19 protein-coding genes and 1 riboswitch are annotated in these 17,639 nt (G+C 72.1%); of the genes, 18 read left to right on the top strand and 1 reads right to left on the bottom strand.

Features of this window, described 5'->3' with window-relative positions:
* Nucleotides 1-34 precede the first annotated feature (34 nt).
* The 9 genes from rpe (at nucleotide 35) to ASF35_RS16985 (ending at nucleotide 6,611) form a co-directional block, all read left to right on the top strand.
* Complete coding sequence (gene rpe, locus ASF35_RS17025) at nucleotides 35-700, top strand: ribulose-phosphate 3-epimerase (RefSeq protein WP_055970394.1); 666 nt, start codon at nucleotides 35-37, stop codon at nucleotides 698-700.
* A gap of 96 nt (nucleotides 701-796) precedes the next feature.
* Nucleotides 797-927: riboswitch (FMN riboswitch) on the top strand.
* A 77-nt stretch (nucleotides 928-1,004) separates the two neighbouring features.
* Complete coding sequence (gene ribD, locus ASF35_RS17020) at nucleotides 1,005-2,057, top strand: bifunctional diaminohydroxyphosphoribosylaminopyrimidine deaminase/5-amino-6-(5-phosphoribosylamino)uracil reductase RibD (protein WP_055970391.1); 1,053 nt, start codon at nucleotides 1,005-1,007, stop codon at nucleotides 2,055-2,057.
* A complete protein-coding gene (locus tag ASF35_RS17015) occupies nucleotides 2,057-2,728 on the top strand; it encodes a riboflavin synthase (RefSeq protein WP_055970389.1) in 672 nt (223 codons plus the stop codon). Before ribD ends, ASF35_RS17015 begins: the two co-directional genes overlap by 1 nt.
* On the top strand, nucleotides 2,725-4,005 hold the full coding sequence (locus ASF35_RS17010; protein WP_055970387.1) for a bifunctional 3,4-dihydroxy-2-butanone-4-phosphate synthase/GTP cyclohydrolase II: 1,281 nt from the start codon (nucleotides 2,725-2,727) through the stop codon (nucleotides 4,003-4,005). The genes ASF35_RS17015 and ASF35_RS17010 overlap by 4 nt, the downstream gene beginning before the upstream one ends.
* Nucleotides 4,002-4,481, top strand: a complete 480-nt coding sequence (ribH, locus tag ASF35_RS17005; protein WP_055970385.1) for a 6,7-dimethyl-8-ribityllumazine synthase — start codon at nucleotides 4,002-4,004, stop codon at nucleotides 4,479-4,481. The genes ASF35_RS17010 and ribH overlap by 4 nt, the downstream gene beginning before the upstream one ends.
* Before the next feature lie 7 nt (nucleotides 4,482-4,488).
* A complete protein-coding gene (locus ASF35_RS17000; RefSeq protein WP_055970382.1) occupies nucleotides 4,489-4,752 on the top strand; it encodes a phosphoribosyl-ATP diphosphatase in 264 nt (87 codons plus the stop codon).
* Between the two features lie 115 nt (nucleotides 4,753-4,867).
* The gene (gene hisG, locus ASF35_RS16995; RefSeq protein WP_055970380.1) at nucleotides 4,868-5,719 is read left to right on the top strand and encodes an ATP phosphoribosyltransferase; all 852 of its coding nucleotides are present in this window, start codon (nucleotides 4,868-4,870) and stop codon (nucleotides 5,717-5,719) included.
* Nucleotides 5,716-6,129, top strand: coding sequence for a PH domain-containing protein (locus tag ASF35_RS16990; RefSeq protein ID WP_055970379.1), 414 nt, complete (start codon nucleotides 5,716-5,718; stop codon nucleotides 6,127-6,129). Before hisG ends, ASF35_RS16990 begins: the two co-directional genes overlap by 4 nt.
* The gene (locus ASF35_RS16985; protein ID WP_055970377.1) at nucleotides 6,126-6,611 is read left to right on the top strand and encodes an SseB family protein; all 486 of its coding nucleotides are present in this window, start codon (nucleotides 6,126-6,128) and stop codon (nucleotides 6,609-6,611) included. Before ASF35_RS16990 ends, ASF35_RS16985 begins: the two co-directional genes overlap by 4 nt.
* Nucleotides 6,612-6,787: 176 nt before the next feature.
* Here ASF35_RS16985 and ASF35_RS16980 read toward each other — a convergent pair whose 3' ends face one another.
* Complete coding sequence (locus ASF35_RS16980) at nucleotides 6,788-7,792, bottom strand: GNAT family N-acetyltransferase (RefSeq protein ID WP_055970375.1); 1,005 nt, start codon at nucleotides 7,790-7,792, stop codon at nucleotides 6,788-6,790.
* 286 nt (nucleotides 7,793-8,078) lie between these two features.
* On the opposite strand from ASF35_RS16980, the gene infC reads away from it, so the two are divergent.
* From infC to argG, 9 genes are all read left to right on the top strand, one after another.
* Nucleotides 8,079-8,807, top strand: coding sequence for a translation initiation factor IF-3 (infC, locus tag ASF35_RS16975; RefSeq protein ID WP_055970373.1), 729 nt, complete (start codon nucleotides 8,079-8,081; stop codon nucleotides 8,805-8,807).
* 1 nt (nucleotide 8,808) lies between these two features.
* Entirely contained in the window at nucleotides 8,809-9,003 is a 195-nt protein-coding gene (rpmI, locus tag ASF35_RS16970; protein ID WP_055970371.1) for a 50S ribosomal protein L35, read from the top strand.
* Between the two features lie 27 nt (nucleotides 9,004-9,030).
* The gene (gene rplT, locus ASF35_RS16965; RefSeq protein ID WP_055970368.1) at nucleotides 9,031-9,423 is read left to right on the top strand and encodes a 50S ribosomal protein L20; all 393 of its coding nucleotides are present in this window, start codon (nucleotides 9,031-9,033) and stop codon (nucleotides 9,421-9,423) included.
* Between the two features lie 41 nt (nucleotides 9,424-9,464).
* Nucleotides 9,465-10,268, top strand: a complete 804-nt coding sequence (locus tag ASF35_RS16960; protein WP_235492994.1) for an RNA methyltransferase — start codon at nucleotides 9,465-9,467, stop codon at nucleotides 10,266-10,268.
* A complete protein-coding gene (locus ASF35_RS16955) occupies nucleotides 10,265-10,984 on the top strand; it encodes a 3-keto-5-aminohexanoate cleavage protein (protein WP_055970365.1) in 720 nt (239 codons plus the stop codon). The genes ASF35_RS16960 and ASF35_RS16955 overlap by 4 nt, the downstream gene beginning before the upstream one ends.
* 23 nt (nucleotides 10,985-11,007) lie before the next feature.
* Nucleotides 11,008-12,054 carry an ATP-binding protein gene (locus ASF35_RS16950; RefSeq protein WP_055970363.1) on the top strand — a complete coding sequence of 349 codons (1,047 nt, stop codon included), beginning with the start codon at nucleotides 11,008-11,010 and terminating at the stop codon, nucleotides 12,052-12,054.
* Between the two features lie 78 nt (nucleotides 12,055-12,132).
* Complete coding sequence (gene pheS, locus ASF35_RS16945; RefSeq protein WP_055970361.1) at nucleotides 12,133-13,236, top strand: phenylalanine--tRNA ligase subunit alpha; 1,104 nt, start codon at nucleotides 12,133-12,135, stop codon at nucleotides 13,234-13,236.
* A 2-nt stretch (nucleotides 13,237-13,238) separates the two neighbouring features.
* Nucleotides 13,239-15,752 carry a phenylalanine--tRNA ligase subunit beta gene (pheT, locus tag ASF35_RS16940; RefSeq protein ID WP_055970360.1) on the top strand — a complete coding sequence of 838 codons (2,514 nt, stop codon included), beginning with the start codon at nucleotides 13,239-13,241 and terminating at the stop codon, nucleotides 15,750-15,752.
* Nucleotides 15,753-16,202: 450 nt separating this feature from the next.
* Complete coding sequence (gene argG / locus ASF35_RS16935) at nucleotides 16,203-17,636, top strand: argininosuccinate synthase (RefSeq protein ID WP_055970358.1); 1,434 nt, start codon at nucleotides 16,203-16,205, stop codon at nucleotides 17,634-17,636.
* Nucleotides 17,637-17,639 lie beyond the last annotated feature (3 nt).

The following is a 17,639-nucleotide window of genomic DNA, read 5'->3' as shown; positions in this document are numbered from 1 at the left end:
CCGGCGGGAACGGGGCGCCACTACGCTGTCGGCCATGGCCATCCAGATCACGCCGAGCCTGCTCAACGCCGACTTCGCGAACCTGGCGGGTGAGGCGGCACGGATCCCGACGGCCGACTGGCTGCACATGGACGTCATGGACAACCACTTCGTGCCCAACCTGACGCTCGGCGCACCGGTCATCGAGGCGCTCAGCAAGGCCTCCGCCCAGCCGATCGACGCGCACCTGATGATCGCCGACCCCGACCGCTGGGCACCACAGTTCGTGGAGGCCGGAGCGGGCAGCGTCACCTTCCACGTGGAGGCCGCGCACGCGCCCGTGCGCCTGGCCCGCGAGATCCGCGCGCAGGGTGCCCGCGCGTCCATGGCGCTCAAGCCGGCCACCCCCATCGAGCCGTACGCCGAGCTGCTCCCCGAGCTCGACATGGTGCTCGTCATGACCGTCGAGCCCGGGTTCGGTGGTCAGAAGTTCCTCGACCTGTGCCTGCCGAAGATCCGCCGCACGCGTGAGCTCATCGAGCGCACCGGCGGCGAGATCTGGCTGCAGGTCGACGGCGGGGTCTCCGTCGAGACCATCGAGCGGTGCGCCGATGCCGGTGCCGACACCTTCGTCGCCGGCTCCGCGGTGTTCGGCGCCGACGACCCCGGCGCCATGGTCGAGACGCTGCGCGGGCTCGCCGACTCCGCCTGCCGCCACTGAGTCGGACGCCTCGGGACGTGGCGCCGGTCTCTCATCGGGAGACGGCGGCCGAGGCTCTCGTGCGCCCGGCTACACTTTCGCCGTACGAGCAACAGCTCGCGTGTTCCGGGGTCGGTGCAATTCCGAGCCGGCGGTCATAGTCCGCGACCCGCCCTCCTTCGGGAGGATGGTTGAACCGGTGGAACTCCGGTACCGACGGTGAAAGTCCGGATGAGAGGCACACGCGGGGTCTGGCGCCGGGTCCGCGCGGACCCGTGCACCCGACCCGACGACCCCGGATCGGCGAGCCCGACCGGAGGACACGATGGGCACCGAGGCTGGACGCACGGGCACCGAGCAGCAGGCCATGCGCGTGGCGATCGACGCCGCGCGCTCCGTGGCCAGCGCGCTCCCGAACCCCCGGGTCGGTTGCGTGCTGCTGACTCCCGCAGGAGAGCAGCTGGCGGTCGGTCTGCACCGAGGTGCGGGGACGCCGCACGCCGAGGTCGACGCCCTCCAGCAGGCCGGTGACGCCGCGCGTGGGGCCACGGCGGTCGTCACGCTCGAGCCGTGCGCGCACACCGGGCGCACCGGGCCGTGCGCCGAGGCGCTCCTGGAGGCAGGTGTGGCCCGGGTCGTGCTCGCCCAGACCGACCCGAACCCCGAGGCCACAGGTGGCGCCGACCGCCTGAGGGCGGCCGGCGTCGAGGTCGAGTCCGGGCTGCTCGCCGACGAGGCCGCCGAGCTGAACGTGGAGTGGACCTTCGCCCTCACCCACGGTCGCCCCTTCGTCACCTGGAAGTACGCCGCGACCATGGACGGCCTGAGCGCCGCTCCCGACGGCTCGAGCAAGTGGATCACCTCGGCCGAGGCCCGACGCGACGTGCAGCTCTTCCGCGCCGGTGCCGACGCGATCATGGCGGGTACCGGCGCGGTCCTGGCCGACGACCCGCGCCTGACCGTCCGCGACGCCGACGACCTCCCGCTCCCGTACGACCGCCAGCCCTTGCGCGTCGTGGTGGGGGAGACCCACATCCCCTCGTACTACCGGGTGTTCGACCGGGTCGCGCCGACGTTGCTCGTGCAGAGCCGCGAGCCCGACGAGGTGCTCGCGAAGATGGTCGAGAACGGCGTCCGGCACGTGTGGCTCGAGGGCGGTCCTCGCCTGGCCGGCGCGTTCTGGAACGCGGGCCTGGTCGACCGGGTGATCGGCTACATCGCTCCCGCGATGCTCGGCTCGGGCCGGGCCGCGCTGGAGGGCGAGGCCGCCACGCTGGCCGACCTGCGTCCCATCGACCTGCACGACGTCGCGCGGATCGGCCCCGACATCCGCATCATCGGCACGCCGGGCCGTGCCCCACGTGAGGAGATGCCCTGATGTTCACCGGTCTCGTGGAGGAGAAGGGCGTCGTCACGGCGATCGAGTCGCTCGGCGACTCCGTGCGCCTCTCGGTGCGCGGCCCCGTCGTCACGGCCGACGCGACGCACGGAGCCTCGATCTCCGTGAACGGCTGCTGCCTCACGGTCATGGACCAGTCGTCGCAGGAGGGGGACGGCGACGTCTTCAGCGCCGACGTCATGGCCGAGTCGCTCGACCGCACGTCGCTCGGTGGCCTGGAGGTCGGTGACGAGGTCAACCTCGAGCGCGCCATGCAGGCCGGTGCGCGGATGGGCGGGCACATCGTGCAGGGGCACGTCGACGGCACCGGGGCGCTGATCGACCGCACGCCGAGCGAGCACTGGGACGTGCTGCGCTTCTCCCTGCCGGCCGAGCTGGCCCGGTACCTGGTCCCCAAGGGCTCGATCACGGTCCAGGGGGTGTCGCTCACGGTCGTCGAGGTCGTCGATGCCCCCGGCGGGGGTGCCGGGCCGTGGGCGGCGGACGGACCGGACGCCTGGTTCTCGGTCTCCCTCATCCCCACCACCCTCGCGGACACGACGCTCGGCACCCTCGCCCCCGGCGACCGGGTGAACCTCGAGGTCGACGTCCTCGCCAAGTACGTGGAGCGGCTGCTGGCCGCCCGCCTCCCGAAGGAGCAGCAGTCATGACGACGTATTCGGACGCCGGCGGCGACACGGTCCGCCTCGACAGCATCGAGCGGGCGATCGCCGACATTCGCGACGGCAAGGCCGTCGTGGTGGTCGACGACCCGGGCCGCGAGAACGAGGGCGACATCATCTTCGCCGCGAGCAAGGCCACGCCGGAGCTGATGGGCTTCCTGGTGCGGTACTCCAGCGGCTACGTGTGCGCACCCGCGCCGGGGGCCATCCTCGACCGGCTCGGCATCCCGCTCATGACGCCGCACAACCGCGAGATGATGCGCACCGCCTACACGATCTCGATCGACGCCCGCGACGGCATCACCACGGGCATTTCGGCAGCCGACCGGGCGCGCACGGTCCGGGTGCTCGCCGACTCGGCGACCGAGCCGTTCGAGCTGGTCATGCCGGGCCACGTGCTGCCCCTGCGCGCGAAGGAGGGCGGCGTCCTGGCGCGCGCCGGACACACCGAGGCTGCGGTGGACCTCACCCGGCTCGCGGGCCTGACGCCGGTCGGCGTGATCGGCGAGGTCGTGCACGACGACGGCACCCTCATGCGGGCGCCCGCCCTGCGCGCGTTCGCCGACGAGCACGACCTGGCCCTCGTCTCGATCGAGGACCTGCAGGTGCACCTGCGTCTGCACGAGTCCCAGGTCGAGCGGCTCGCCACGACGACGCTCCCCACCGAGTTCGGCACCTTCGCCGCACACGGCTTCCGCGACACGATCGACGGGGCCGAGCACGTGGCCCTCGTGCACGGAGACCTCGCCGCGGCGGCCGCCGAGGGTGCGAGCGTGCTGGTCCGTCTGCACTCGGAGTGCCTGACCGGTGACGTGTTCGGCTCGCGGCGCTGCGACTGCGGGCCCCAGCTCCAGGCGTCCATGGCGGCGGTCAAGGCCGAGGGGGCGGGCGTCGTGGTGTACCTGCGCGGTCACGAGGGCCGAGGGATCGGTCTGCTGCACAAGCTGCAGGCCTACGCCCTGCAGGACGCCGGCCGTGACACGGTCGACGCCAACCTCGCCCTGGGGTTCGGCGAGGACGAGCGCGACTACGCCGCCGGCGCGCAGATGCTGCGCGACCTCGGCATCGGCTCGGTCCGGCTGCTCACCAACAACCCGGACAAGGCGACGCAGCTGGAGGCCTACGGCGTGAAGGTTGCCGAGCGGATCTCCCTGCAGATCCAGCCGACCGCCGAGAACATCCAGTACCTGAGGACCAAGGCCGAGCGGATGGGTCACGACCTGCCCGACCTGGGCCTCGACGAGACGACGGGAACGACGGCATGAGCGGACACGGAGCACCCACCCTGCAGGTCGACGCCACGGGGGCCCGCGTGGCCGTCGTGGCCTCCAGCTGGCACGACCAGGTGATGGACGGCCTGATCGCGGGCGCCCAGCGCGCCCTGTCGGACGCCGGGGTCACCGACGCCACGCTCGTGCGGGCTGCCGGTTCGTTCGAGCTGCCGCTCGTCGCCCAGGGGTGCGCGGCGGCCGGCTTCGACGCGGTCGTGGCCCTCGGCGTGATCATCCGAGGCGGCACACCTCACTTCGAGTACGTCTCGGCCGCAGCCACCGACGGCCTCGCGCGGGTGTCCCTCGACACGGGTGTGCCGGTGGGGTTCGGTCTGCTGACGTGCGACACCGAGCAGCAGGCGCTCGACCGCGCCGGGCTCGAGGGCAGCGTCGAGGACAAGGGTCGGGAGGCCGCCGAGGCCGCGCTGTCGACCTGGGCGACCCTGCGCACGCTGGCGTCCCTAGACTGAGGTCACCATGAAGACCTTCGACGACCTGTTCGCCGAGCTCGCCGCCAAGGCCAGCGACCGGCCCGAGGGCTCGCGCACCGTCGCCGAGCTCGATGCCGGCGTGCACGCGATCGGCAAGAAGCTGGTCGAGGAGGCCGCCGAGTCCTGGATGGCCGCCGAGCACGAGGGCCCCGAGCGCACGGCCGAGGAGATCAGCCAGCTGCTCTACCACGCCCAGGTCATGATGATCGCCGCCGGCATCTCGCTCGACGACGTCTACGCGCATCTGTGACGACAGCGGACCCAGCACCTCCTCGGGCCGTGCCGCTGTCGTGCGTTCCGGCCACCGTCCCCCGTCGTGGCGGACGCCGGTCGGGCCCGACCTCCTTCGTCAGAAAGTCACCACCATGCTGAGAGTGGCCGTTCCCAACAAGGGCGCCCTGTCCGACGCCGCCAGCCAGATCCTCGCGGAGGCGGGCTACCGCCAGCGCCGCAACACCAAGGACCTCGTCCTCGTCGACGCCGAGAACGACGTCGAGTTCTTCTACCTGCGACCCCGCGACATCGCCGTCTACGTGGGGGAGGGCACGCTCGACGTCGGCATCACCGGCCGTGACCTCCTGCTCGACTCCGCGGCCCCGGCGACCGAGCAGATCGGCCTGGGCTTCGGGGCCTCGACGTTCCGCTTCGCCGCGCCGACCGGCTCCATGTCCGCGATCGCCGAGCTCGAGGGCAAGCGGATCGCGACCTCGTACCCCGTCATCGTGCAGGACTACCTGAGCGCGCGCGGGGTCGCGGCGACCGTGGTCCGCCTCGACGGTGCGGTCGAGTCCTCCATCCGCCTCGGCGTGGCCGACGCGATCGCCGACGTCGTCGAGACCGGGAGCACGCTGCGCCAGGCCGACCTCGCGGTGTTCGGCGACCCGATCCTCTCGTCCGAGGCCGTCCTCATCACGCGCGGCGAGGCAGGAACGGGCGAGCCCGACGGGTACGCCGTGTTCAAGCGTCGTCTCGACAGCGTCCTCGTCGCCCGGACGTACGTGATGATGGACTACGACATCCGCGTGGAGCACGTCGAACGGGCGGTCGAGCTCACGCCGGGCATCGAGTCGCCCACCGTGTCCCCGCTCCATCGTGAGGGCTGGGTCGCGGTGCGCTCGATGGTGCCGCGCGACGCCGCCCAGAAGATCATGGACAGCCTCTACGAGCTGGGCGCCCGCGGCATCCTCGTGACCGACATCCTGGCGTGCCGGGTATGACCACGCACCGTCCCGGTGGGACCCGCTACGTCGCCTACGGGTCCTGCGTGGCCCTGGTGGCGATGTCGGTCGCGATCACCTTCGCGCTGCCGCAGGAGATCCGGTCCCAGGTCACGCTCTCCCAGGCGCTCACGCTGTACGGCTCCATCGCGGTCTTCATCGTGATCCTGCACGGCATCGGTCGCAGCCGGGTGACGGTGTCCGACGACGAGCTCGAGGTCGTGAACGGGTACCGCACGCACCACGTGCCGTGGAACCGGGTGAAGGGCTTCGCCTTCGGCGAGGGCGCACCCTGGCCCACCCTCGTGACGGTCGACGACGAGAGGCTGATGCTGTTCGCCCTGCAGGGCACGAGCGGCCACGGCCGGGTGCGTCAGGTCGTCGACGACCTGGTGCGGCGCGTCCCGTGACCGGTCGCTCGCTGGCCGAGCCGGCGTTCCCCGACGACGACGGACGACTCGATCCTCGCCTCGGCGCTGCCCTGGGCGACACGGTGGCCGTCCTGGCGGTCCTCGGCTCCGTGCGCGTCTTCGTGCCCGTGGTCGCCACGCTCGGCGCCGCGAGCCAGGCCGCCGGCCCCGAGGCCCTGACCAGCGGGGACAAGGACGCCGACATGGCCGCGGTGCTGATGACCGGCGCCGACGGCCGCCAGGCGCTTCTGACGTTCAGCAGCCTCGATGCGATGGCACGGTGGAACCCGCAGGCCCGACCGGTTCCCGTGTGGGGCCAGGCGGCCGCCGTGGCGGCGCAGTCCGAGGGCGCCACGGCGCTGCTGCTCGACCTCGGCTCCCCGCACTTCCAGGTCGTGGAGACCGACGACCTGCGGCACCTGGCGGCGGGGGACCGGCTGGTCTCCACCGACGTCGGCCACGCGTGGGTGACCGGAGGCTGACGAAGGTCGCGACGGCCGGTGCGCCGGTGCGGCGGCTCTCGTCCTGGTGGTGCGCTGCCGCGGGCGACTGATCCTCCGGTGCGGTGTCGCACGGGTCCTGCCCCGGTGGGTGGAGACCTCTGCGGCAGCGCAGCGGCGGGGCGAGCCGAGGCAGGGCAGCAGCGAGCAGGGCCTCCTCACGCGCTCTCGGCCGCCCGAACCCCGGCGAGCGGGACGGTGATGTGCACGGCGGCGTCGTGCCGCTCCACCCGGGCGACGAAGCCCGCCGCGCCCACGGCACGCAGCAGCATGTCGTTCGATCCCGCGGACACGAACGTGAGGTGCTCGGCGCCCTGCGCCTTGGCGTGCCGTGCGGCGTGCTTGACCAGCAACGTGCCGAAGCCGCGCCCCTGCCAGGCGTCCTCGACCAGCAGCTGGAAGACCAGTCGGTCCTCGAGCGGCTCGAGCACCCCGTGACCCACCAGGTCGAGACCGACCTGGACGACGATCGCGAGGCCACGCTCGGGAGTCACCAGCCGCCGTGCCATCCGCGTCGTCATCGGCATCCGCAGAGGGACCTGGTAGCGGGTGTAGAGGGTGTCGACGCTGCACCGCTCGTGCAGTGCCGCCACGGCCTCGATGTCGGCGAGTCCGGCCAGGCGGACCAGCGGCATCGGGTGGCGGGGCGAGGGTGCGATGAGGGGCACGTCGACGCCGGCGTCGCTCACGAGCGACAGCAGGGCCTGCGCGCGCGCCCGCTCGACCGCGGTGAAGGGGACAGCCCGGCTGATCCGCAGGGCGCTGCCGTTGCGGCGCCGCAGGTCCAGCACGTCGTGGCCCGCGTAGTCGGCCACGTCGGGCGGCTCGGTGGCGAGCAGCTCGGCGAGCACGTCCTCGACGTCACGTCCCTCCTCCAGGACCTGGTGGACGGCGTCCAGGTAGCGCGTCGGCGTGTCCAGCACGGCGTCCTCGTCGGCACGGGTGACCGCGACGGCGGTGCCCCCGGCCCCGACGAAGAGCTCCGCGAGGCCGACGTCGGTCCAGTCGTCGCCGGCCTCCACGACGAACTCGTCGGTGACCGTGGGACGGGTCGAGAAGACCTGCATCCCGACGATGTTCACGTCGGCCTCGCCGCACGCCAGTGCGATCCGGCCCAGCAGACCGGGCCGATCCGGGAACGTGGCCCTGACCCTCCACCTCATCTCGACACCTCCTGCGCCCATGCTGGGCGGCCGGTGTTGCCCGTCGACGTCCGCCGTGTTTCGCCCGGATGTCGGCTGTTCCGGACCGCGGCCGAGGGGTGCCGGCGCGCCGATTTTCACGAGGGCGCGAGGGTTTGCTATCCTGGGGGAGAAGTGGAGGCCCACCTCCCACCTGCTCGATCCGCGGATCGGGGGGTACCTCGGCCGGTACGCCCGGCCGAGCGACGCTGTTCGGTTCGCACCGACGGCGTGCATCGGTGGCCTCCGTCCTGTCGGACGGGGGCCATTGTCGTGGGCCTCCTGGACACAGACCACAGGAGGATCCATCAGCACAGAGCTGCGCGTCAACGACCGCATCCGCGTACCCGAGGTCCGGCTCGTCGGACCCGGCGGTGAGCAGGTCGGCATCGTTCGCATCGAGGACGCCCTGCGCCTCGCTGCCGAGTCCGACCTCGACCTCGTCGAGGTCGCCCCGACGGCCCGCCCCCCGGTGTGCCGCCTCATGGACTACGGCAAGTTCAAGTACGAGGCCGCCCAGAAGGCACGCGAGTCACGACGCAACCAGACGAACACCATCATCAAGGAGATGAAGCTTCGTCCGAAGATCGACCAGCACGACTACGACACCAAGAAGGGTCACGTCGTGCGGTTCCTGAGGGCGGGCGACAAGGTCAAGATCACGATCATGTTCCGCGGCCGCGAGCAGCACCGACCCGAGCTCGGGTACCGCCTGCTGCAGAAGCTGGGCGAGGACGTGGCTGACCTCGGCGTCGTCGAGGCGCACCCGCGCCAGGACGGCCGCAACATGACGATGGTGCTCGCGCCGCTGAAGAAGAAGTCCGAGGCCCAGGCCGAGGTCAAGGCCGAGAAGGCCAAGACCACCGCTGAGAAGACCGCGGAGCGTGAAGCCGAGGCGGCCGCCGACAAGGCGCACCGCGAGGCCCAGAAGAAGACTGCGACGCCGAAGAAGCCCCGGCGTCGAAGCGAGAACCTCGACCCAGACATGGAGGCATGAGATGCCGAAGTTCAAGCCCCACTCGGGCATGAAGAAGCGCGTCAAGATCACCGGCAAGGGCAAGCTCCGTCGCGAGCAGACCGGCCGCCGGCACCTCTTGGAGCACAAGCCCAGCACCCGCACGCGCCGTCTCGACGGCACGGTCGACGTGTCCAAGGCCGACACCAAGATGGTCAAGAAGCTGCTCGGTCGCTGACCGCACCCCACCCGAAGGAGAACCCCTATGGCACGCGTCAAGCGTTCCGTCAACGCGCAGAAGAAGCGCCGCGAGACCCTCGAGCGGGCGTCCGGCTACCGTGGCCAGCGCTCGCGCCTGTACCGCAAGGCCAAGGAGCAGGTCACTCACTCCCTGGTCTACAACTACCGTGACCGCAAGGCCAAGAAGGGCGACTTCCGTCGTCTCTGGATCCAGCGCATCAACGCTGCCGTCCGCGCCGAGGGCCTCACGTACAACCGCTTCATCCAGGGCCTCAAGGCCGCGGGTGTCGAGGTCGACCGCAAGATGCTCGCCGAGCTGGCCGTCAACGAGCCGGCCGCGTTCAGCGCCCTCGTCCAGGTCGCGAAGGACAACCTTCCGGCCGACGTGAACGCGCCCAAGGAAGACGCGACGGCCTGACCGCCCTCGCACCGACGCCCGTGGCAAGCCCCGAGCACACCGTGACCGTCCGCAGCGGACGGATCAAGCGTGCTCGACGGCTTGCCACGCGGCGTTTCCGGGCCGAGACCGGCGAGTTCCTCGCCGAGGGCCCGCAGGCCGTGCGCGAGGCCCTCGCCGTGCCCGACGTGGTGCTCGAGGTCTTCGCCACCGCCGCGGCGCAGGAGAGGCACCCGCTCCTGCACCAGGCGGCCGACGCCGCCTCCGTCACCTGGACGGTGGTCGACGACGAGGTGCTCGCCGAGGTCGCCGACGCCACCACGCCCCAGGGCATCGTGGCCGTGTGCCGCACGGTCGTCAGGGGCCTCGAGGCCGTGCCGGACGAGGCGCGTCTCGTGGTGGTGTGCCACGACATGCGCGACCCCGGCAACGCCGGTGCGGTCATCCGGTGCGCCGACGCCGCCGGCGCGGACGCCGTGGTGCTGTCGGCCGACAGCGTGGACCCCACGAACCCGAAGGCCGTCCGGGCCGGTGCCGGCAGCCTGTTCCACCTCCCCGTCGTGGTCCACCGCGACCACGGCGAGGTGCTCGAGGCGCTTCGGGCACGCGGTCTCCAGGTGCTCGCCACCGACGGCGACGCCGACGTCGACCTCTTCGACGCCGATCGCGAGGGCTCGGGTCTCGACCTGGCCGCCCCGACGGCCTGGGTCATGGGCAACGAGGCCCAGGGACTGCCCGCCGAGGTGCGCGACGCCGCCGACCTCGCCGTGGCCGTGCCGATCCTCGGCCGCGCCGAGAGCCTGAACCTGGCCACCGCAGCCGCGGTGTGCCTCTACGCCAGTGCGCGTGCCCAGGGAGATCGATGACCCCCACCGTCCTGCAGTGCTGCCTGAACGGGTCCCGCGACGTCGACGAGCACCCCGGGGTGCCGGTCACCGCCGAGTCCTGCGCGGCCGACGCCGCCGCCGTCGTCGCCGCCGGCGCCCAGGACCTGCACGTGCACCCGCGCACGGGCGACGGACGCGACAGCCTCGAGCCGGCCGACGTCGCGCACTGGGTCGAGGCGGTCCGCGCCGTCGTCGACGTCCCGGTGGGGGTCACCACGGGTGCGTGGGCCTGGACCGGTGGGACCTCGCCGGCCCGCGCCGTGGCCGCGTGGACGGTGCTGCCCGACCACGCGTCGGTCAACTGGCACGAGCGCGACGCCGTCGACCTCGCGGCGGCGCTCGTCGACCGCGGCGTCCAGCTGAGTGCCGGCCTCTGGACCGAGGACGCGGCCCGCGACTGGCTCGCCTCCACGTGGCGCGAGCACACGTCGGTGGTGCTGCTCGAGCTGGCCGACGCCCCCGACCAGCGCGAGACGGCCGAGGCGCTCCTGGAGCTGGTGCGTCCGACCGGCATCCCGGTCCTGCTGCACGGGGAGGGCCGCTCGGCCTGGCCGATGCTGGACCTCGCCGTCGAGCTCGGGGTCTCCACGCGCATCGGGCTGGAGGACGTCGTCGAGGGCCCGGACGGCGAGCACGTCGACGGCAACCTCGCGCTCGTGGAGCTCGCGTCGGCACGCGGCGCTCGTCGCGAGTAGTTCATTCGTACTAGATTCCTTCCATGGACCTCGACGACTTCCCCGACGGCGTGGTCATCGCCGGTGCGGACGGGATCGTCGAGTACGTCAACGGACGCATCGAGAAGATGGCGCGGGCCGCGCCGGGCGAGATGCTCGGGATGCACCTGTCCGACGCCATGCCGTTCGACGACCTGAACGGCAACAGCTGGTACGACTCCACCCACCCCTACGAGGGGCTGAACATCCGGAACCGGCTCTCCGAGCAGTCCTGGTACTCGCCGCGGGGCAGCGAGTACCTCGTGACGGCCCGGCTGGTGCGTGACCGGCCCGGCGGCACGGTGGTCAAGGTCATCGCGAGCGTGCGCAACGCGAAGGTGCGCAACCAGCGGGACCGTGAGCGGTCGGACCTGGTGGCCACCGTCGCCCACGAGCTGCGGTCGCCCCTCACGGGCATCAAGGGCTTCACCGCCACCCTCCTGTCGAAGTGGGACCGCTTCTCCGAGGAGCAGCGCCAGTTCATGCTCGAGACGGTCGACTCCGACGCGGACCGCCTCAGTCGACTCATCACCGAGCTCCTCGACGCCGCCCGCATCGACGCAGGCCGGCTCACCCTGCGTCGCGGACCCGTGAAGCTCGACGAGGTCGTCAGGGGAGTCCTGCGCAGCGCCTCGGCCGGTGGTGAGCCCTTCGAGCTCTCCACGATCGGCGAGCCGCACCTGGTGTGGGGCGACGCCGACCGGATGACCCAGGTGGCCACCAACCTGATCGAGAACGCCATGCGGCACGGGCACGGTCTTCGGAAGGTCGTGGTCGAGCACCTGGGCGAGGACGACGCCGTCGCCGGAGGTGGGGGAGCGGTGCTGGAGATCCACGACCAGGGGCCCGGCATCCCCGAGGAGATGCGCCAGCGCGTGTTCAGCCGCTTCTGGCGCTCCGGTCCCGGGGCGGGCAGCGGGCTCGGCATGTACATCGTGCGCGGCATCGTCGAGGAGCACGGCGGCCGCATCGAGATCGGCGATGCCGAGGGTGGTGGCGCCTGCATCCGGGTGTGGGTGCCCGTCAACGAGCCCGACGCCCTGACCGACTGACCCGCCGCGACCGATCCGGGCCCGGCCACCGCGACCCGGGCCGGTCCCGCTGGACGGCCGGCTCACTAGACTGCTCGCGTGTCCGCCCCGAACTCCGACTACGACCCCGTCGAGGTCGCCGCGCTGGGCGAGGCCGAGGTCGCGCGCGTGCGCGACGCCGCCCTCGCTGCGATCGCCGCCGCCGACTCCCTCGACGCGCTCAAGCAGGTGCGCATCGCCCACACCGGCGACCGCTCCCCGCTCGCGCTCGCGAACCGCGAGATCGGCGCGCTCCCGCCGCAGGCCCGCAAGGACGCGGGGCAGCGGATCGGACAGGCGCGCGGGGCCGTCAACCAGGCCCTGGCTGCTCGCTCCACGGAGCTCGAGTCGCTCGAGGAGGAGCGGCGTCTCGCCGAGGAGACCGTCGACGTGACGCTGCCGACCGACGTCGAGCCGATCGGCGCCCGGCACCCCATCACCACCATCCAGGAGCACGTCGCCGACATCTTCGTCGCGATGGGCTGGGAGGTCGCGGAGGGCCCCGAGGTCGAGGCCGAGTGGCTCAACTTCGACGCGCTCAACCTGGGCCCGAACCACCCGGCGCGCACGATGCAGGACACGTTCTGGGTCGAGCCGGAGAGTGCCGCGCTGGTGCTGCGCACGCACACGTCGCCGGTCCAGGCGCGCACGATGCTGACCCGCACCCCGCCGATCTACGTCGTCTGCCCCGGCCGCGTCTACCGCACCGACGAGGCCGACGCCACGCACATGCCGGTCTTCCACCAGGTCGAGGGCCTGGCGATCGACCGCGGACTGTCGATGGCGCACCTCAAGGGCACGCTCGACCACTTCGCCGCCGCGGTCTACGGGCCGGGGATGACCACGCGGTTCCGCCCGTCCTACTTCCCGTTCACCGAGCCGAGCGCCGAGGTCGACCTGCTCTGCTACGTCTGCCACAACGCCGCGGACGCCGTCGCCGACTGCGGCACGTGCCGTGGGGAGGGCTGGATCGAGTGGGGCGGATGCGGGGTCGTGAACCCCCGCGTGCTCGTCGCCTGCGGCGTCGACCCCGAGGAGTACTCGGGCTTCGCCTTCGGCATGGGCCTGGACCGCACCATCATCAGCCGGTACGACATCGCCGACATGCGCGACCTGTGGGACGGCGACATCCGCTTCACCCAGCCGTTCGGAGTTGGTCTGTAGACATGCGTGTCCCTGTGGAGTGGCTGCGGTCCCTCGTCGAGCTGCCGCCTGCCGTGACGACCGAGCAGATCGCCGACCGGCTGACGATGTACGACCTCAAGCTCGAGGAGATCGTGGGCGGCGGCATCACCGGGCCGCTCACGGTCGGGCGCGTGCTCGAGGTGCGTCCCGAGGAGCAGAAGAACGGCAAGACCATCAACTGGTGCCGCGTGGACGTCGGCCCCGAGCGGAACGAGCCGTCGGTGCCCGACGCACCGGGCGAGGACGTCCCCTCGCGCGGCATCGTGTGCGGTGCGCACAACTTCGGCGTGGGTGACCTGGTGGTCGTCTCGCTGCCGGGCACCTACCTGCCCGAGCTGGGCTTCGAGATCGGCTCGCGCAAGACCTACGGCCACGTCTCCGACGGCATGATCTGCTCCACCAGGGAGCTCGGCCTGCCCGACGACGAGACCACCGCCGACGGCATCCTCGTCCTGGCCGAGGGGTCGGCGCAGCCGGGCGACGACGCCGTGGCGCTGCTGGGCCTGGGCGACCAGACCCTCGACCTCGAGGTCAACCCCGACCGCGCGTACGCCCTCAGCCTGCGCGGCGTGGCCCGCGACGCAGCGCTCGCGTTCGACGTGCCGTTCACCGACCCCGCCGACCGCCCGGTGCCTGCGGCCGACGTGCCCGCGTACCCCGTGCGGGTCGAGGACTCCGAGGGCTGCCCGGTCTTCACGACGCTGGTCGTCGCGGGCGTCGACCCGACTCGTCCCACGCCCGCGTGGATGGCCCGTCGCATCACCGACGCCGGCATGCGGTCCATCTCCCTGGCCGTCGACGTCTCCAACTACGTGATGCTCGAGCTGGGCCAGCCCAACCACTGCTACGACCGCGACACGGTCCGCGGCGACATCGTCGTGCGGCGCGCACAGGCGGGCGAGACGCTGACGACGCTCGACGACGTCGAGCGCACGCTGACCCCCGAGGACCTCGTGATCGCCGACGACTCCGGTCCCATCGGTCTGGCCGGTGTCATGGGCGGCGCCTCGACCGAGCTCTCGGACACGAGCACGTCCGTCGTCGTCGAGGCCGCGTACTGGGACCCGGTGACCATCTTCCGGGCCGTCAAGCGGCACCGCCTGCCCTCGGAGGCCGCCAAGCGCTACGAGCGCGGCGTCGACCCCGAGCTCACGCTCGTCGGGGCGGCCCGCGTGGCCGAGCTGCTGGTGGAGCTCGGGGGCGGCACCCTGGAGCCCGGCGCCACCGTGGTCGGCGAGCCGCCGGCACGCACGGCCGTCACGGTCCCCGTCGACCTGCCCGCCCGCATCAGTGGCGTGCCGATCTCGGCCGACGACGCCCAGCGCACGTTCGAGCGCAACGGCTGCACCGTCGAGCGGGAGGGCGACGTCCTCCACGTGACCCCGCCCAGCTGGCGCTTCGACCTGAACGACCCCTACGACTTCGTCGAGGAGGCGCTGCGGACCGCCGGCTACGACCAGGTGCCGTCGGTCCTGCCGACGCCCACCGGCGGTCGTGGCCTGACCCGCCACCAGGAGCTGCGTCGGCGCGTGGGCCATGTGCTCGCCGGCGCCGGACTGGTGGAGGTCACCACCCTGCCCTTCGTGGGCGAGGCGGACCTCGACCGGCTCGCGCTCCCCGCCGACGACGTCCGTCGCCGTCAGGTGCGGCTGGCCAACCCGTTGTCGGCGCAGGAGCCCGGCCTCACGACCACGCTCCTCGTCGGCCTGCTCCGCTCGGCCGCGCTCAACGTCGGCCGCGGTCACGAGGCCGTGCAGATCAGCGAGATCGGCCGCGTCTTCCACCCACGCCCCGGCGCTCCCGCAGCGCCGATCTACGGCACGGACCGCAGGCCGACGAGCGACGAGATCGCCGCGCTCGACGCGGCCCTGCCCGACCAGCCGTTCCATGCCGGGTGGGTCCTGGCCGGGGAGCGGGAGCGTTCCGGCTGGGCCGGACCGGGGCGGGCGGCCACCTGGGCGGATGCCGTCGCGGTGGCGCGCCGACTCGCGGACGCCCTGCACGTCGACCTCACGGTCGAGCAGGCCCAGGTCGCGCCGTTCCACCAGGGACGTTGCGCCGCGCTGGTGCTCGACGGGCGCGTGGTCGGGCACGCGGGTGAGCTCCACCCGTCGGTGCTCAAGGAGTACGGGCTCCCGGCCCGGTCGGTGGCGGGCGAGGTCGACCTCGACGCGCTGCTCGCGGCGTCGCCCGAGGTCGGTCCGCGTCCGGACTTCTCGACCTACCCCGTGGCCAAGGAGGACCTGGCGTTCATCGTCGACGCCGGCGTGACGGCCGAGGCCCTGCGCTCCGCGCTCGCCGCGGCCCACGAGGTGGTCGAGTCGGTGCGACTGTTCGACGTGTACACCGGGGCACCGGTGCCCGAGGGGCAGAAGTCGCTCGCCTTCGCAGTGCGGCTGCGCGCCCCGGACCGCACCCTCAAGGATGCCGAGATCGCCGAGGCCCGTGCTGCGCTCGTCGCGGCGGGGGAGTCGCTGGGGGGCGTGCTGCGCTGAGGCCCGTCCTGCGGTCGCGTCGGTCTGGGTCGGTCTCGTCCTCCGGCTGCGTCGGCACGGCCTCGCCCGGGCCCGGCCTCCGAAAGGCCTCGACCGATGGCTGGGCGGTGCTCGATCGAGCTCTCGGGATCCGGCCGGGCGCGGTGGATGGGGCGGAGGTAGGTGACGCGCGGAATCGTAGGAGCGGAGGTAGGTGACGCGCCGAATGGGCCTTCAATCGACGCGCCACCTACCTCTGGCGACCAGAATCCGCGTGCCACCTACCTCTGACGGCCGAGAGACCCGCAGCCCGAGAGCTCGGACGGCCCCAGACCGTCCGTCCGGTCGAGGCCTTTCGGAGACCGGGCCACGAAGTGTCGAGGCAGCGCACCCGCAGGCCGGTGAGAGCCGCAGCGGCACCGCGCCCACCCCCACTGCAAGACCTTGCAGACCTGTGCAAGAATGTGAGGCATGTCCAAGGTCCTCACGTCCCTGCCCGTCGGCGAGCGCGTCGGCATCGCCTTCTCCGGAGGGCTCGACACCTCCGTCGCGGTCGCCTGGATGCGCGACAAGGGCGCCGTGCCCTGCACGTACACCGCCGACATCGGCCAGTACGACGAGCCCGACATCTCGGGCATCCCCGGGCGCGCGATGCAGTACGGCGCGGAGCTGGCCCGGGCCATCGACATCAAGAAGCCGCTCGTCGAGGAGGGCCTGGCGGCGCTCGCCTGCGGTGCGTTCCACATCCGCTCCGGCGGTCGCACGTACTTCAACACCACCCCGCTCGGGCGTGCCGTCACCGGCACGCTGCTCGTGCGCGCCATGCACGAGGACGGCGTCGACATCTGGGGCGACGGGTCCACGTTCAAGGGCAACGACATCGAGCGGTTCTACCGGTACGGCCTGCTGGCCAACCCCGCGCTGCGGATCTACAAGCCCTGGCTGGACGCCGAGTTCGTGCACGAGCTGGGCGGACGCACCGAGATGAGCCAGTGGCTGACCGAGCGGGACCTGCCCTACCGGGACAGCCAGGAGAAGGCCTACTCCACCGACGCCAACATCTGGGGCGCCACCCACGAGGCCAAGACGCTCGAGCACCTCGACGTCTCGCTCGAGACGGTCGAGCCGATCATGGGCGTCAAGTTCTGGGACCCGTCGGTCGACATCGACACCGAGGACGTGACCGTCACCTTCGAGGCCGGGCGTCCCGTCGCGATCGACGGCGACACCTTCGGCGGCGACCCCGTGGCCCTCGTGCACGCGGCCAACACGATCGGCGGCCGCCACGGGCTCGGCATGTCCGACCAGATCGAGAACCGGATCATCGAGGCCAAGAGCCGCGGCATCTACGAGGCCCCGGCCATGGCGTTGCTGCACATCGCCTACGAGCGGCTCGTGAACGCGATCCACAACGAGGACACCATCGCCAACTTCCACGCGCACGGACGTCGGCTCGGGCGGCTCATGTACGAGGGACGCTGGCTCGACCCGCAGTCGATGATGCTGCGCGAGTCGGTGGAGCGCTGGATCGCCTCGCTGGTCACCGGCAGCGTCACCCTGCGGCTGCGCCGGGGCGAGGACTACTCGATCCTCGACACGCAGGGCGAGAACTTCTCCTACCACCCCGACAAGCTGTCGATGGAGCGCACCGACAACGCGGTCTTCGGTCCGACCGACCGGATCGGGCAGCTCACGATGCGCAACCTCGACATCGCCGACTCCCGCGCGAAGCTCGAGATGTACGCCGGTCAGCCGCTCGACCAGGGCCAGGTGCTCGTGGAGAACGGCACGCTCTTCGGCGAGCTCCCCGCCGGTGGTGCGATGCGGATCGAGGCCAACCCGGCGGCCGGGTCCGACACCGAGCAGGCGCTCGACGCGGCCGCCATGGAGCTCGGCACCGACTGACCG

The organism is Aeromicrobium sp. Leaf291, assembly GCF_001423365.1.
Lineage (GTDB): Bacteria > Actinomycetota > Actinomycetes > Propionibacteriales > Nocardioidaceae > Aeromicrobium.
This window is presented reverse-complemented; position numbering and strand designations above follow the sequence as displayed.

Excerpts from the sequence above, each read along its gene's own strand:
- rplT (WP_055970368.1), top strand. The coding sequence starts at position 9,031 with ATGGCACGCGTCAAGCGTTCCGTCAACGCGCAGAAGAAGCGCCGCGAG.
- ribH (WP_055970385.1), top strand. The coding sequence starts at position 4,002 with ATGAGCGGACACGGAGCACCCACCCTGCAGGTCGACGCCACGGGGGCC.
- ASF35_RS16980 (WP_055970375.1), bottom strand. The coding sequence starts at position 7,792 with ATGAGGTGGAGGGTCAGGGCCACGTTCCCGGATCGGCCCGGTCTGCTG.
- ASF35_RS17000 (WP_055970382.1), top strand. The coding sequence starts at position 4,489 with ATGAAGACCTTCGACGACCTGTTCGCCGAGCTCGCCGCCAAGGCCAGC.
- argG (WP_055970358.1), top strand. The coding sequence starts at position 16,203 with ATGTCCAAGGTCCTCACGTCCCTGCCCGTCGGCGAGCGCGTCGGCATC.
- ASF35_RS16950 (WP_055970363.1), top strand. The coding sequence starts at position 11,008 with ATGGACCTCGACGACTTCCCCGACGGCGTGGTCATCGCCGGTGCGGAC.
- rpmI (WP_055970371.1), top strand. The coding sequence starts at position 8,809 with ATGCCGAAGTTCAAGCCCCACTCGGGCATGAAGAAGCGCGTCAAGATC.
- hisG (WP_055970380.1), top strand. The coding sequence starts at position 4,868 with ATGCTGAGAGTGGCCGTTCCCAACAAGGGCGCCCTGTCCGACGCCGCC.
- ribD (WP_055970391.1), top strand. The coding sequence starts at position 1,005 with ATGGGCACCGAGGCTGGACGCACGGGCACCGAGCAGCAGGCCATGCGC.
- ASF35_RS16955 (WP_055970365.1), top strand. The coding sequence starts at position 10,265 with ATGACCCCCACCGTCCTGCAGTGCTGCCTGAACGGGTCCCGCGACGTC.
- ASF35_RS17010 (WP_055970387.1), top strand. The coding sequence starts at position 2,725 with ATGACGACGTATTCGGACGCCGGCGGCGACACGGTCCGCCTCGACAGC.
- rpe (WP_055970394.1), top strand. The coding sequence starts at position 35 with ATGGCCATCCAGATCACGCCGAGCCTGCTCAACGCCGACTTCGCGAAC.
- pheT (WP_055970360.1), top strand. The coding sequence starts at position 13,239 with ATGCGTGTCCCTGTGGAGTGGCTGCGGTCCCTCGTCGAGCTGCCGCCT.
- ASF35_RS16990 (WP_055970379.1), top strand. The coding sequence starts at position 5,716 with ATGACCACGCACCGTCCCGGTGGGACCCGCTACGTCGCCTACGGGTCC.
- ASF35_RS17015 (WP_055970389.1), top strand. The coding sequence starts at position 2,057 with ATGTTCACCGGTCTCGTGGAGGAGAAGGGCGTCGTCACGGCGATCGAG.